A 13,636-nucleotide genomic window follows, 5' to 3' on the forward strand; every position below is an offset into this window, starting at 1 on the left:
AGTCCGTTATCCGGCCCAAAGAAAAACGCCGTGATACCATCAGGCATCGCGGCGTTCTTCGTTAACGAGCAGTCAGGCTCAGACCTTGACGACCCAGCCTTCCGGGCCTTCGACGTCGCCAGTCTGGATGCCGGTCAGCTCTTCATAGAGGCGACGGGTCACCGGGCCGACTTCATCGCGGCTGTAGAACACGTGCAGCTTGTCCTGGTACTGGATGCCGCCGATCGGAGTGATCACCGCGGCGGTACCGCAGGCGCCGGCTTCCTTGAAGCGCGCCAGATCGTTGATCTCGACGTCGCCCTCGATCACCTTCAGGCCCAGGCGCTGGGCGGCCAGCTCCATCAGCGACAGACGGGTGATGCCCGGCAGCACGGAGGCGGAACGCGGAGTGATGAACTCGTTGTCGTGGGTGATGGCGAAGAAGTTGGCCGAACCCACTTCCTCGATGCGGCTGTGGGTGGCCGGGTCGAGGTAGATGCAGTCGGCGAAGCCGGCTTTCTTGGCCTGGGAGCCTGGCAGCAGGCTGGCGGCGTAGTTGCCACCGACCTTGGCGGCGCCGGTGCCCTGGGGCGCGGCGCGGTCGTAGGTGGAGATCATGAAGTCATGGGGCTTCATGCCGCCTTTGAAGTAGGCGCCAACCGGGATGCAGAACACCGAGAAGATGAACTCCGGAGCCGGGCGCACGCCGATGTTGTCGCCAACGCCGATCACGAACGGACGCAGGTACAGGGCGCCGCCGGAGCCGTACGGGGGAATGAAGCGCTCGTTGGCGCGGACGACCTGCTTGCAGGCGTCGATGAACTGCTCTTCGGACACCTGCGGCATCAGCACGCGGGCGCAGCTGCGCGCCATGCGCATGGCGTTCTGGTTCGGGCGGAACAGGTTGATCGAGCCGTCCTTGCAGCGGTAGGCCTTCAGGCCTTCGAAGCACTGCTGGCCGTAGTGCAGCGCCGTGGACCCCTCGCTGATGTGCAGGGTGTTGTCCTCGGTCAGCTTGCCGTCGTCCCACAGACCATCGCGCCAGTGGGAGATGTAGCGGAAGTCGGTCTTGATGTAATCGAATCCGAGCGAGCCCCAATCGATGTCTTTTTGTTCCATGGTTGCCTCATTCAATGGGATTACCGGCGGCTTTCGTTTGCCTGGAACGGCAGGCGAGCATCCGGACAGATGATTTCGGGACCCTGGCGGCGGGCGCGGCCTGAATCGACCAGGATTCGGCTGCGCGGCGGGAACGGCGTTCTCCGCTTGATGGTCACCACCAGGACTCCACCAGGACTTGCCATGATACCGGCGATAATCGCGGCTGTGGGCACTCGCAGGCGAATATCCCTGCCATCAGTCGCATCGGGAACCGAGCGACACCCCCGAATGGACGTTGCACAGTCTTGCCCTGATAGCCCCTGCCGCTGGCGCTTTTGCCCCTTTGGCCAGGCAATGAAGCATGGTTCACTGCTTGAAAGTCCTGAATCTGGATTCAGAGCATGGCCTACCGTGTCACCGAAGCGCGCCTGCGCCGAGACGTCGAGGAACGCGAGCGGATACTTTCCCTGGCGCTGGCCCGCGTGGCCGACGGTGGTTTCGCCGCGCTGACCATGCAGAACCTGGCCGACGACGCCGGAATCGCCACCGGCAGCCTGTACCGGCACTTTCGTGGCAAGGGCGAACTGGCCGCCGAAGTCTTCGCCCGTGCCAGCCAGCACGAAGTCGATGCCCTTGCCGAGGTGCTGCATGCGCCCGGCAGCGCCACCGAGCGCCTGACGCGCGGCCTGCGCCAGTTTGCCGCGCGCGCCTGGGGCAGTCGCCAACTGGCCTTCGCCCTGATCGCCGAACCGGTCGACCCTGAAGTCGACGAGCAGCGCCTGGTTTACCGCGAAGCCTACGCGGCGCTGTTCGTGCAACTGCTGGAGCAGGGCATCGCCCGTGGTGAATTCCCGGTCCAGCCCGTCCATCTGGTCGCCGCCTGCCTGGTTGGCGCCATCGCCGAAGCCCTGGTCGGGCCGCTCTCGCCGCCGGCGCGCGCCGCGCGGGATGCCGGCCAGCCTGGTGCGTCGCTGGCGGATGTCAGCGATGCCCTCGTCCATTTCTGCCTGCGCGCCGTCGGTGCGTCTCTTTCCGCCATGCCAATGCTTGCCAAGGAGGATCAGCCATGAGCCTGCACCAGTACGCCGAGACCCACGAAGTGACCAACCAGGTGCCGCCGTTGGACGGTGCCAACCTCTATCGCATCGACCTGCCACTGCAGGAGTGGGTGCGCCGCCACGAGGGCGGCTGGGCTGAGCAGAAGCTCGACGCCTATGGCGCGCTGGCCGGCGGTCCGCTGATGGCGGCGGGCTTCCTGGCCAACGAGAACAAGCCGGTATTCAAGTCCCACGACCGCTACGGCCACCGCATTGACCTGGTGGAGTTCCACCCGGCCTACCATGAGCTGATGCGCGCCTCGATCGAAGCCGGCATCCCGTCCATGCCCTGGACCGACCCTCGCGCCGGCGCCCAGGTGGCCCGTGCCGGCCTGAGCTACCTGCACAGCCAGGCCGAAGCCGGCACCGGCTGCCCACTGACCATGACCTTCGCCAGTGTGCCCGCCCTGCGCCTGCAGCCGGACATCGCCGAGAAGTGGCTGCCGAAAATCCTCTCCACCCAGTACGACCCGCGCAACCTGCCCATCGAGCAGAAGACCGGCGCCACCATCGGCATGGCCATGACCGAGAAGCAGGGCGGCACCGACGTGCGCGCCAACACCACCCGCGCCTACCCGGTGGGCATCCCCGGGCCCGGCCAGGCTTATGAACTGGTTGGCCACAAGTGGTTCTGCTCTGCGCCCATGTGCGACGCCTTCCTCACCCTGGCTTACACCGACAAGGGCCTGACCTGCTTCCTGCTGCCGCGCCACCGTCCGGACGGCAGTCGCAACGAGTTCTACATCCAGCGCCTGAAGAACAAGCTGGGCAACTGGTCCAACGCCTCCAGCGAAGTGGAATACCGCGGCGCGCTTGCCTGGATGATCGGCGAGGAGGGGCGAGGGGTTCCGACCATCATCGAAATGGTCGCCATGACCCGCTTCGACTGCATGATCGGCTCCAGCTCGCTGATGCGTCAGGCACTGACCCAGGCTGCGCACCACTGCGCCTACCGTCAGGTCGGCGGCCGCGTGCTGGCCGAGCAGCCGCTGATGCAGAACGTGCTGGCCGACCTCGCCCTGGAAAGCGAAGCCGCACTGGCCCTGACGATGCGCATGGGCCGCGCCCTGGACCGCCTGCACGACGAGCAGGAAGACAAGTTCGCCCGCCTGGTCACCGCCGTGGGCAAGTACTGGATCTGCAAGCGCGCCCCCGCGATGATCAACGAGGCCGCTGAATGCCTGGGCGGCGCCGGCTACGTCGAGGACACCATACTCCCGCGCTTGTACCGCGAAGCACCGGTCAACTCCACCTGGGAAGGCTCGGGCAACGTGCAGTGCCTGGACGTGCTGCGCGCACTGTCCAAGGAGCCCGGCGTGCTCGACGCGCTGTTTGCCGAACTGGGCGACGGCCACGGCGATGCTCGACTGGCTTCCTTTATCGGCAATCTCAAGGCGTCCTTCGCCGACACCCACGACATCCAGTACCGCGCCCGTCAGCTCACTGAAAACGTGGCGGTCGCGCTGCAGGCCAAGCTGTTGCTGGAAGCGGGTAACGCGACGGTTTCCGACGCCTTTATCGCCAGCCGGCTGGCTGACGGTGGCCGCGTCTACGGCACCCTACCGCGCGGGGTGGATGTGGAGGCGCTGGTGACGCGCTCGACACCGCATCTGGCGTGAGGAAAAATCCCCGCACAGGCGGGGGTGGCTCCTACAGCCGTATCAGTTGCGTCAGCTCTCCAAATTGACCAGAATAAAGACCTGTTTGGAGACTGATTTTATGCAAAATATTCTCGCCAATGTTGCCGTCAGCGTCTCGGAGCTGAAGAAGAACCCGTCCGCCGTACTCAGTGGCGCGGACGGGGAGGCCGTGGCCGTGCTCAACCATAACCGGGTGATGGGCTACATGGTCCCAGCCGAGCGCTACGAGGCCATGCTCGACTACATCGAAGATCTGGAGTTGGCCAAGCTCGCTCGCGAGCGCATCGAGGCTGGCGTACCCGCCATTAAGGCGAGAATCGAAGGCGACGACATCGTATTCGAGGATGCGGATGCCTGAGTTCCGCCTGGAGTTCGAGACTTCAGCTCAGCGCGAGTGGAAGAAGCTCGATCAGGACATTCGCCGTCAGTTCACTCGCAAGCTGGCTGAGCGACTGGTTCATCCCCGTGTGCAGGCCGACAAGCTGCATGGCATGAAGGACTGTTACAAGATCAAGCTCAGTTCGGCGGGCTATCGGCTTGTTTATCGGGTCGAGGATGATCGGGTGGTGGTGCTTGTCCTGGCTATCGGCAAGCGCGAGCGCTCCGCGGTGTATGACGCTGCGAAGAAGCGTTGAGCACCTTTACCGCTCGCGTGCTATCCACGCTGTGATTGTGGCGAACTTTCCCTGTGCACATGGGGATGATTTTCTGCCGGACTTGAAACCAGCTCCGTAGGGCGAATAGCGCGTCAGCGTTATCCGCCGTGGAGGCTCCGGCGGATAACCTGTTCCAGGTTATGCGCCCTACGGGAGCGTCAGACGCCAGCGCAAGGAGCGCCACCAGCCGGTGAGTGAGCGCGTGTCAGGTTTGGGTTGCAGGAGCTGCGGCACGTCGCTGTAGCGGACCCAGAGCTGGTCATTCCATTCCAGCAGGGCGATGTCGCGGCTTTCCCAACGCAGCAGGGAGCGGCGCGGGTGTTGGGCGGGGAGGGTGGGGCCGCGCAGGGCGGGGATGACTTCGTCGGTGATCCACTGGCGCAGGCTGCGGTTTTCCGGGTGGCGGTAGCGGGTGAGGAGGGCAAAGAAACCGGCTTCGCTGACCAGCCAGGTGTCTTCCTCGCCGCTGTGGGTTTGCAGCCGCACCTGTCGCCGAAGGTCGGCATCGAGACGGTGTTGGATGAAGTGTTCCGCCGGGCAGCCCATCAGGCCTCCCAGGTCGCGGGCGGCAAACCAGGGCTGGTCTTCCAGCATCAAGGCGCGGAGGGAACGTTGGTGACGCGTGAAAACAGTGGGTATATGAACTTCATTGTCCATCAGCAGTACTCCAAAAATGATTGGGAGCAGCTGCACCCCATCGCCGTCAATCGAAGGGAGGCAAACCGCGCGGGGTTGACGGACCGGCCCACTGATACCGGCAGACCTCGATGTTCAGAAGGTCTCCCTGCGCGATTTGCCATTGAGCGTCGCGATCGTTTATCGCGGGCACAAGCAACCTGCAAAAGCGTTCGTCGCTTTCGCGTACGTCCAAAAACGCAATCGCACCAGATGGGCTCGGGCCGTCAAACCCGGCTGCGGGATTGACCGCAGCGCTGGTCAATCTACTGATGGCACCTGGGCAAACAAGGCACCGTCGGCAGGTTGGGACGACCCGTCACGCGATATACGAAAACGGAACAGGCAGCGGTTCACTGGCGCTGTCATCCGCACGTGCAGGCGCGGATTCTGTCATAAGGTTTGTTCAACCTTTCCGCTCATCCTGCCGGTATGGAATCTGTCATCCCTTTCTGTGACGGAAGCAGGCAAGATGGGTTTGATCGTTCAGACAGGATGCCCACCATGACGCTTTCGACTGGCGACGAATGCTTCGTCGCCCAGACCGCCGAAGAGGCCGTCGATCAACTGGCCGTGCTCCACGAGCGAGCCACCGGCGCCCTGAACCAGGCGCTCAAGCGCTACCTGAAGGAGCGCACGGTGCCTGACGCCGAGCAGCGCAGCCTGTTCCGCTACCCGGAATTACGGGTGGTCTACCTGTGCCAGGGCGAGGTGCCGTCCACCACCCGCGCCTACGCCAAGGTCCAGGTGCCGGGCACCTACGCGGTGACCATCACCCAGCCCAAGGCCTTCCGCAAATACCTGCTGGAGCAGCTGCGCCCGCTGATGGATGACTTCACCGTGCGGGTGGAGGTCGGTGTCAGCGACCAGAACATTCCCTACCCCTACGTGGTGGAGCAGGGCGACGAGCTGGGCGGCTCGGGCGTGACCGCTGCCGAACTGGCGCGAGTCTTCCCCAGTACCGACCTGTCCGCCACCTCCGATGGCATCGCCGACGGCCTCTATGAATGGGAAAACGCCGACCCGATGCCGCTGTCGCTGTTCCATGCCGCGCGCACCGACTTCTCCCTGCGCCGCCTGGTGCACTACACCGGCAGCGACTGGCGCCATGTGCAGCCGTGGATCCTGCTGACCAACTACCACCGCTACGTCGACCAGTTCATCCACCTGGGCATTGAGCGCCTGCGCGATGACCCGCGCTTCGTGCGCATGGTCCTGCCGGGCAACGTGATCATCGAGCGCGGCATGGACGAGGGCGAGGCCAATGCCATCGTTGCCAGCGTCGAGTGGCACCGTTTCCAGATGCCGGCCTACCACCTGATCGCCGAGGACGGCGACGGCGTGACCCTGGTGAACATCGGCGTCGGCCCGTCCAACGCGAAGAACATCACCGACCACCTGGCCGTGCTGCGTCCGCATTGCTGGCTGATGGTCGGCCACTGTGGCGGCCTGCGGCAGTCGCAGACCATCGGCGACTACGTGCTGGCCCACGCCTACATGCGTCGCGATGGCATCCTCGACCGCGTGCTGCCGCCGCACATTCCGATCCCGGCGCTGGCGGAGGTACAGGTGGCGCTGCAGGAGGCCGCAGCTCTGGTGACTGGCGAACGCGGCGAGCAGCTCAAACGTCGCCTGCGTACCGGCACCGTGCTGACCTACGACGACCGCAACTGGGAGCTGCACTGGGCCCAGGAACGCCCGCTGATCAACCTGGCGCGGGCCATTGCGGTGGACATGGAGAGCGGCACCATCGCCGCCCAGGGTTACCGCTTGCGGGTGCCCTACGGCACGTTGCTGTGCGTCTCGGACAAGCCGCTGCACAGCGAGATCAAGCTGCCCGGCGCGGCCACGGCGTTCTACCAGCGTGCGGTGACCCAGCACCTGTCGATCGGCATCGCCGCCGTCGACTTGCTGCGCACCCAGCTCAACTCGCTGCACTCGCGCAAGCTGCGCAGCTTCGACGAGCCGCCATTCCGCTGATCCACGACAAGGCGCGGGGCGACCGCCAGGGCGATGGTGGTCGCCCTACGGGCCTTGATGGCTTTCAGCGCGGTGCTGGTGATGTGCTCCCCGCTCAGGCGGGGATGAACCGAAAGCCGATGGAGAGTGCTGCCGATGACCGATCCTCGCATGACTCCGGCGGGCCGCGTGCTCGCTCTGCTGGACCTGACCTCGCTGAACGATGGCGATGACCTGCAGACTACCGTCGACCTCTGCCGTCGGGCCTTGACGCCCTATGGAGAGGCGGCGGCGGTGTGCGTATGGCCGAAGCTGGTGCATGTCGCCCGGCGCACCCTGAATACCCTGGGTGGACGCGACGTGAAGGTCGCCAGTGTGTGCAACTTCCCCGCCGGCAGCGCACCGCTGGCCGACGTAGTGGATGAGGTGCGCAAGACACTGGCCGAAGGCGCCGACGAAATCGATCTGGTCTACCCGTGGCGCCGGCTCAAGGCGGGTGGCCCGTCCGGCGCGGTGGAACTGATCCGCGCCTGCAAGACGCTGTGCGGCCCCTATCACCGGCTCAAGGTCATCCTCGAAACCGGCGAACTGGCCGACCCCGAGTTGATCCGGACCGCCTGCCGCGAGGCAATCGCGGGCGGTGCCGATTTCCTCAAGACCAGCACCGGCAAGGCGACGGTGAACGCCACGCCCGAAGCCGTGCGGGTGATGCTGGAAACCATCGCGGAGGAAGGTGGCAAAGTCGGCCTGAAAGTCTCCGGTGGCCTGCGCACGCTGGCCGATGCACAGGTCTATATGAAGCTGGCGGAGGAGCGCTTTGGCGCTGGCTGGATCAAGCCGGAACATGTGCGCTTCGGTGCTTCTGCGCTGCTCGACGATCTGCTGCGCGAGTTGGGCGGCGAAGCGGAGCCTGTCTCCACCCGCAACTATTGATTGCCATCCGTTGACGACGACCGGGGCGAACCTGGAATGTTCGCCCCGCGCGCTGCGGGGAACCGCGGCGCGTCCCTCCGGTCGGACCTTCGCCGACCTTTTCCGCTGGTGATCCCATGTCGTTCCGCGCCCCTTCGCACCTCACCAATCCCTTGCGCCGTTTCGCCCGCCGACTGGTGGAGGCTGGAACCCCGGAAGTCGCCGCGCCGCTGCCGTTGCCGGAGAGTCTCGCCGGCGAGCCCTGGTTCTCGGTGGGCAAAGCGGTAGAAGGCCTTGGCGGCGAGCGGGTCGACGGCTGGTGCCTGGAAGAGTGGCCGGGCCTGGCCCTGCGCGCGCGCTTCAGCGCCTGCTGGCGCGACCCTCAGGGGCGGCTGTGGAATGTGCTGCCGGGCGGCGGTGCAATCGCTTTCCTGCCCGATCCGAAGCGGCGTTACGAAGGCGTGCCGCTGCCCGAGCAGTTCCACGCCCTGGAGCGCGACGAGCTGCTGGAGGACTACCTCTGGCTGTGCCGCGAGCTGGCGCGCAACCCGCTCGACGATGAGCAGCGGGAAGTCCGCGAGGGCATGCGCCAGCGCCTGGAGAGCTGGCTGGAGCTCGGTGGTCGGGGCGACAAGCCGTGCCCGTGCAACAGCGGCAAGCGCTATCGCGGCTGCTGCAGCAAGCGGGTGCGGGAGAACTGATTGCCGCTCCGTTTCATATCGGAACGGGTTTGCCGGGTGAAGTTGCGGAGCGGCCCGAAACCGATCGCGGACAGAGTCCGCCCCTACGCTAGTGGGTCAGCGCTGGCTTTCCCTAGTAGGAGCGGGCCATGCCCGCGATCGCGCGCATGGCGCGCTCCTACAGGGAACTGTCCGGCATCGGCGGAACGAGCCACTGTTCTCCCGGCTTCGGCGCTCGGAAGCGCTCCGGTGCCACGCCACGTTGCTGTAGCGCTGCCGCCAGGTCGCTGACCGGCGTGAACTGCCCTTCGTCGCTCAGGCGGAAAGTGCCGAAATGGATCGCCATGCTGCACTGCGAGTCGAGCTGCTGGTGCGCCTGTACGGCGTCGTCCGGGTTCATGTGGTGGTGGCGCATGAACCAGCGCGGTTCGTAGGCGCCAATCGGGAGGGCGGCGAAGCGCATCGGGCCGAAGCGCTGGTGCATCAGCTTGAACTCCTCACCCAGGCCGGTATCGCCAGGGAACAGCACCGAGCCGTCCGGTGACTCCAGCACGAAGCCCAGCCACAGGGTGCGGTTGGTGTCGCGCCGCGAGCGGGCCGACCAATGTTGCGCCGGTACGCCGGTGAGCAGCATGCCCTCGGGCATCGGCAGGCTTTGCCACCAGTCCAGCTCCGCGATATCGGTGAAGCCGCAGGCGCGGATCAGTTCGCCGTTGCCCAGGCCGGTCACCGCCTTGGCTTCCGGGAAGCGCCGTGCCAGTTCGCGCAGGCTGCCGATGTCCAGGTGGTCGTAATGGTTGTGGCTGACCAGGATCAGGTTGATCGGCGGCAGCTCGTCCAACGCCAGCCCTGGCGGGTGATGGCGGCGCGGACCGATGAAGCTGAACGGGCTGGTGCGTTGGCACCACAACGGGTCGGTGAGGATGTTCAGCCCGCGATGCTGGATCAGCAGGGTGGCGTGGTTGATGTAGGTGACGCGCAGCTCCTCGCCGAAGACTTGGGCGGCTATCTGCGGGCGCGTTGATGGGCCCGGCTGGTCGACCCAGGGCGTTTGCCGGCCGCGTTCACGCTGCCACTTGAGGAAGGCGCGCATGCCGTTGTGCGGTTGGCGGTCGATATTATGGAAGCGTTGACCGTCGAAGTTCGCGGTTTGCGCGCCACGGTAGCGGGCGCCGAGGCGGCCGCTGAGGTTGCGCAGGGTGATCAGCCAGATGGGGTGGCTCATGGGTGTGCTCTTGCATGCTCTTGCAGGGAGGGCTCGGCACAACCTAGCATGCCGGGCATTCGCTTCACCCCATCTCCGGTTACCAGTCTTTTCGCCATGTCCCGTCCGCCTCGTCCCGCATCCCGTCGTCCCTCTCCCCGTCCTGCGCCGCGCCGCGTGGCCAAGGCGCCGCCAGCACAGCCACGGCTGATCCTGCTGAACAAGCCGTTCGACGTGCTGACTCAATTCAACGATAGCGAGGGCCGGGCGACCCTGAAGGATTTCGTCGAGGTGTCGGGCGTCTATCCCGCCGGACGGCTGGATCGTGACAGCGAAGGCCTGTTGCTGCTGACCAACGACGGCCGCCTGCAGGCGCGCATCGCCGATCCCAAGCACAAGCTGCCGAAGACCTATTGGGTGCAGGTGGAGGGAGAGCCGAGCGACGAGCAGCTCGAACAGCTGCGCAAGGGCGTGCAGCTCAATGACGGCCCGACCTTGCCGGCCGAGGCGCGACGTCTGGAAGAGCCGCAGCTGTGGGAGCGCAATCCGCCGGTGCGTTTCCGCAAGTCGGTGCCGACCGCCTGGCTGGAACTGGTGATCCGCGAGGGGCGCAACCGCCAGGTGCGGCGGATGACGGCGGCCGTCGGCCTGCCGACCCTGCGCCTGGTGCGCGTGCGAATCGGGCCGTGGAGCCTGGACGGTTTGCAGCCGGGACAGTGGCGGGACGTCAGCCCCGACCTCTGATGGCCGGGGCGGGCGCGGGAGAGGGCGTCAGAAGCCGCCTTCGAGCCCCGCGACGACGACGGACTTGATCAGGAAGCCGAGTACACCCAGGCCCAGGGCGAAGAACAGCACCATGGTGCCCATGCGGCCGGCTTTGGACTTCTTCGCCAGATCCCAGACGATGAAGGCCATGAACAGGATCAGGCCGGTGACCAGGCCATACATCATCCAGTCTTCGAAACTTTCGTTCATTGCTGCTCCTGCCCGGTGCGGAGGTAGTCCGAGGGACGCCGGGGCTGAGGGTGGTGGTGGAGAAGGCGCGCATTATACGCATCTGGCTGATTACTGATCAGTCGTGTGCAGAAATTGATCAGTTGCTGCCGTGGCGGGGGCGAATGGCCGGTGAAGTTCGCGCTGCGGGGCGGTTGGCGGGGAAATTTCCGGTAATAGATGCGTCTTGCGGATGGAGTGGTGCGCTGCTGTGTCGCAGGTGGCGGCCCTGCCGGCAACCCCCGTGGTACCAAATAGGGGACGGAGTCCGGCCCTATGCGGGCGCAAGGTAGTGGCATTTCCCTGCAGCAGTCGATTCATCCGGGATGGATTTCGCGGACAACGTCCGCTCCTACGGGAGCACATCATGCTCTGGCTTTGCTCTGCAGGACTTCCAGCGAAATATCCGCGCACACCGGACCGCCCCTTTCAGGAGGCCGAGTGGAATCGGAGTTTCAGGGGCTGAGCGGCATGGATGCCGCGGCGGGCCCCTGAAACTCCGATGGAGCGAGGGGAGTCCCGCGAAGCGGGACCCGGATGTAGGGGCAAGCCTTCTTGGTTACTTCTTCGGCGTTTGGTGTACGGACCGGAGACATAGCTGACAGGTGTACGGGGACATGGTTGACACTTTCTGGCGAGCCAGCCTTGCCGGGAAACCATCATGCCCTGGGACACGAGAGACGCTATGAGCCTGAAAGAGGAATTCATTGCCCTGGCCTTGCATCCCGATAGCAATCGAAGGGAGCTGTGCCGACGTTTCAACATCAGTCCGCAGACGGCCTACAAGTGGCTGAGGCGCTATGAGGAGCAAGGCCCTCCAGGATTGCAGGAGCAATCTCGGCGTCCGTGCGGCAGCCCGCGCCAAACCCCGGAAGCGTTGGAGAAGGAAGTACTTGCCCTTCGCTTGGCGCATCCAGCCTGGGGTGGACGCAAGATCAGCCATGCCTTGACGCGTCGTATCGCCCCCAGCACCGTGACGAACATCCTGCATCGCAACGGGCTGATTGTGCCGCCGGAAATTGAAGCGAAAAAACCGTGGCAGCGCTTCGAACACGAAGCCCCCAACGATCTTTGGCAGATGGACTTCAAGGGGTATTTCCCCACCCAGAAGGGACAGTGCCATCCACTGACGCTGATCGACGATCATTCCCGTTTCAACCTGGCGATCCAGGCGTGCGCCAATGAACGACGGGAAACCGTTCAGGAGCGGCTGACCGAGGTATTTCGGCGCTATGGGCTACCGGCCCGGATCAACACTGACAACGGATCGCCCTGGGGCTCACCGCGTAATCCCGGCGAGCTTTCAGCGCTAGGCGTTTGGCTCGTCAGTTTGGGCATCCGGCTGAGCTTCAGCCGCCCTTATCATCCCCAAACTAACGGCAAGAATGAGCGTTTCCATCGAGCACTCAAACTGGAAGTTCTGAAGGGCCGGCATTTCCATGATCTCGCCGAGGCTCAAGTAGCCTTTGATCGCTGGCGAGAGATCTATAACCACCAGCGACCTCATGAAACGCTGGGGTACCGGGTTCCAATGGAACGTTATCGAGCCAGTCCCTGGCCGTACCCGGAGCAGCCCGTGGAGTTCGAGTACGGACTGGACGATGTGCTGGCTAAGGTCTACCACAGCCGCTTTCGCTTCCGAAAACGCTACTTCCGCATCGCCAAGGGACTCGCTGGGCAGCACATCGCGATACGTCCACGCCAGGACAGTGAACTTCTGTTCGATGTGTATTTCTGCTATCAGCTACTACGAACCATCGACCTGAACAGCCCCGATTACGGGCCATAATGTGTCAACCATGTCCCCGCACATGTGTCCACCATGTCTCCAGTCCGTACAGGCGTTTGGAAAAGTGACTCGCCCGAGGGGGCGAAACAGAATCTCTCAGCACACGCCGAAGCGGCGCAGAAATGCCCGACCAAAAGCACTGCGGAGAAAGTCCTCTACACATTGTCTTTTGGATCCCCGCGTTCGCGGGGAAGACGATTGCGGAGGGCGGTGCATGACATCGTCACTCCCGCGAACGCGGGAGCCCAAAAGACAGTTGCTCCTACAAAGGAACACACCTTTCGTACGAGCGGACTTTGTCAGCGAATGATGTCAGCGCCTACACCGGAATAATGGCCGTGTGCGGTTCGCGAGCAATGACTGGGCGTCTCCCTTGCTCCTACAAAAGGCAACGATCAAACCCGCAAGTGATCCAACGGCAGCTCGGTGCTCGCCAGCACATTACGCAGCACGAAACTCGAGCGCACGCTGGTGACGCCCTCGATGCGGGTCAAGGTGCCGAGCAGGAAGTGCTGGTAGCGCTCCATGTCCGGCACCATCACCTTGAGCTGGTAGTCCGCGTCCATCCCGGTCACCAGGCTGCACTCCAGGACTTCCGGGCATTTGCCGATGATCTGCTGGAAGTGCTCGAAGCGCTCCGGCGTGTGGCGGTCCATGCCGATCAGGACGAAGGCGGTGAGGCTCAGGCCGAGTTTCTTGCTGTCGAGCAGGGCGACCTGGCGGACGATGTAGCCGTCGTCTTCCAGCTGTTTGACCCGCCGCGAGCAGGGGGAGGGCGACAGGCCGATGCGTTCGGCCAGCTCCTGGTTGGAGATGCGCGCGTCACGCTGCAGTTCGGCGAGAATGCGCAGGTCGTAGCGGTCCAGCTTGTCCATGAAAGCCTCGTGTTTCTATTGAATTGCGCTTATGGCGTAATTTTTAGGAATTTGTTGCTCGTGTGGTGCCTATATG

14 protein-coding genes are annotated in these 13,636 nt (G+C 64.5%); 9 read left to right on the forward strand and 5 right to left on the reverse strand.

Features of this window, described 5'->3' with window-relative positions; translation table 11 throughout:
- Positions 1–78 precede the first annotated feature (78 nt).
- Entirely contained in the window at positions 79–1,098 is a 1,020-nt protein-coding gene (locus GA645_RS03860) for a branched-chain amino acid aminotransferase (protein WP_152220104.1), read from the reverse strand.
- A 383-nt stretch (positions 1,099–1,481) separates the two neighbouring features.
- On the opposite strand from GA645_RS03860, the gene GA645_RS03865 reads away from it, so the two are divergent.
- The 4 genes from GA645_RS03865 (at position 1,482) to GA645_RS03880 (ending at position 4,452) form a co-directional block, all read left to right on the forward strand.
- Complete coding sequence (locus GA645_RS03865) at positions 1,482–2,150, forward strand: TetR/AcrR family transcriptional regulator (RefSeq protein WP_152220106.1); 669 nt, start codon at positions 1,482–1,484, stop codon at positions 2,148–2,150.
- Complete coding sequence (locus tag GA645_RS03870; protein ID WP_152220108.1) at positions 2,147–3,796, forward strand: acyl-CoA dehydrogenase family protein; 1,650 nt, start codon at positions 2,147–2,149, stop codon at positions 3,794–3,796. Before GA645_RS03865 ends, GA645_RS03870 begins: the two co-directional genes overlap by 4 nt.
- A 100-nt stretch (positions 3,797–3,896) precedes the next feature.
- The gene (locus GA645_RS03875; protein WP_152220110.1) at positions 3,897–4,175 is read left to right on the forward strand and encodes a type II toxin-antitoxin system Phd/YefM family antitoxin; all 279 of its coding nucleotides are present in this window, start codon (positions 3,897–3,899) and stop codon (positions 4,173–4,175) included.
- The gene (locus GA645_RS03880; RefSeq protein WP_152220112.1) at positions 4,168–4,452 is read left to right on the forward strand and encodes a type II toxin-antitoxin system RelE/ParE family toxin; all 285 of its coding nucleotides are present in this window, start codon (positions 4,168–4,170) and stop codon (positions 4,450–4,452) included. The genes GA645_RS03875 and GA645_RS03880 overlap by 8 nt, the downstream gene beginning before the upstream one ends.
- A 168-nt stretch (positions 4,453–4,620) precedes the next feature.
- Here GA645_RS03880 and GA645_RS03885 read toward each other — a convergent pair whose 3' ends face one another.
- Positions 4,621–5,130 carry a Bro-N domain-containing protein gene (locus GA645_RS03885; protein ID WP_152220114.1) on the reverse strand — a complete coding sequence of 170 codons (510 nt, stop codon included), beginning with the start codon at positions 5,128–5,130 and terminating at the stop codon, positions 4,621–4,623.
- A gap of 513 nt (positions 5,131–5,643) precedes the next feature.
- Here GA645_RS03885 and amn point away from each other — a divergent pair.
- From amn to GA645_RS03900, 3 genes are all read left to right on the forward strand, one after another.
- A complete protein-coding gene (gene amn, locus GA645_RS03890; protein WP_372239776.1) occupies positions 5,644–7,128 on the forward strand; it encodes an AMP nucleosidase in 1,485 nt (494 codons plus the stop codon).
- Between the two features lie 135 nt (positions 7,129–7,263).
- The gene (gene deoC, locus GA645_RS03895) at positions 7,264–8,040 is read left to right on the forward strand and encodes a deoxyribose-phosphate aldolase (RefSeq protein WP_152220118.1); all 777 of its coding nucleotides are present in this window, start codon (positions 7,264–7,266) and stop codon (positions 8,038–8,040) included.
- Between the two features lie 116 nt (positions 8,041–8,156).
- The gene (locus GA645_RS03900; RefSeq protein ID WP_152220120.1) at positions 8,157–8,720 is read left to right on the forward strand and encodes a hypothetical protein; all 564 of its coding nucleotides are present in this window, start codon (positions 8,157–8,159) and stop codon (positions 8,718–8,720) included.
- Positions 8,721–8,877: 157 nt separating this feature from the next.
- Here the strand turns inward: GA645_RS03900 and GA645_RS03905 are convergent, their stop codons facing one another.
- Positions 8,878–9,924: an MBL fold metallo-hydrolase gene (locus tag GA645_RS03905; RefSeq protein WP_152220122.1), complete on the reverse strand. Its 1,047-nt coding sequence runs from the start codon at positions 9,922–9,924 to the stop codon at positions 8,878–8,880.
- Between the two features lie 156 nt (positions 9,925–10,080).
- Between GA645_RS03905 and GA645_RS03910 the strand changes: the two genes are divergently transcribed.
- On the forward strand, positions 10,081–10,647 hold the full coding sequence (locus tag GA645_RS03910) for a pseudouridine synthase (protein WP_152227882.1): 567 nt from the start codon (positions 10,081–10,083) through the stop codon (positions 10,645–10,647).
- 27 nt (positions 10,648–10,674) lie between these two features.
- Here the strand turns inward: GA645_RS03910 and GA645_RS03915 are convergent, their stop codons facing one another.
- Positions 10,675–10,878, reverse strand: coding sequence for a DUF2788 domain-containing protein (locus tag GA645_RS03915; protein WP_015475469.1), 204 nt, complete (start codon positions 10,876–10,878; stop codon positions 10,675–10,677).
- A gap of 679 nt (positions 10,879–11,557) precedes the next feature.
- Here GA645_RS03915 and GA645_RS03920 point away from each other — a divergent pair.
- On the forward strand, positions 11,558–12,685 hold the full coding sequence (locus GA645_RS03920; protein ID WP_152220124.1) for an IS481 family transposase: 1,128 nt from the start codon (positions 11,558–11,560) through the stop codon (positions 12,683–12,685).
- A 395-nt stretch (positions 12,686–13,080) separates the two neighbouring features.
- Here the strand turns inward: GA645_RS03920 and GA645_RS03925 are convergent, their stop codons facing one another.
- Positions 13,081–13,560, reverse strand: a complete 480-nt coding sequence (locus GA645_RS03925; protein ID WP_152220126.1) for an Lrp/AsnC family transcriptional regulator — start codon at positions 13,558–13,560, stop codon at positions 13,081–13,083.
- Positions 13,561–13,636 lie beyond the last annotated feature (76 nt).

Origin of the sequence: Pseudomonas sp. SCB32 (assembly GCF_009189165.1) — a bacterium.
Classification (GTDB): Bacteria; Pseudomonadota; Gammaproteobacteria; order Pseudomonadales; family Pseudomonadaceae; genus Pseudomonas.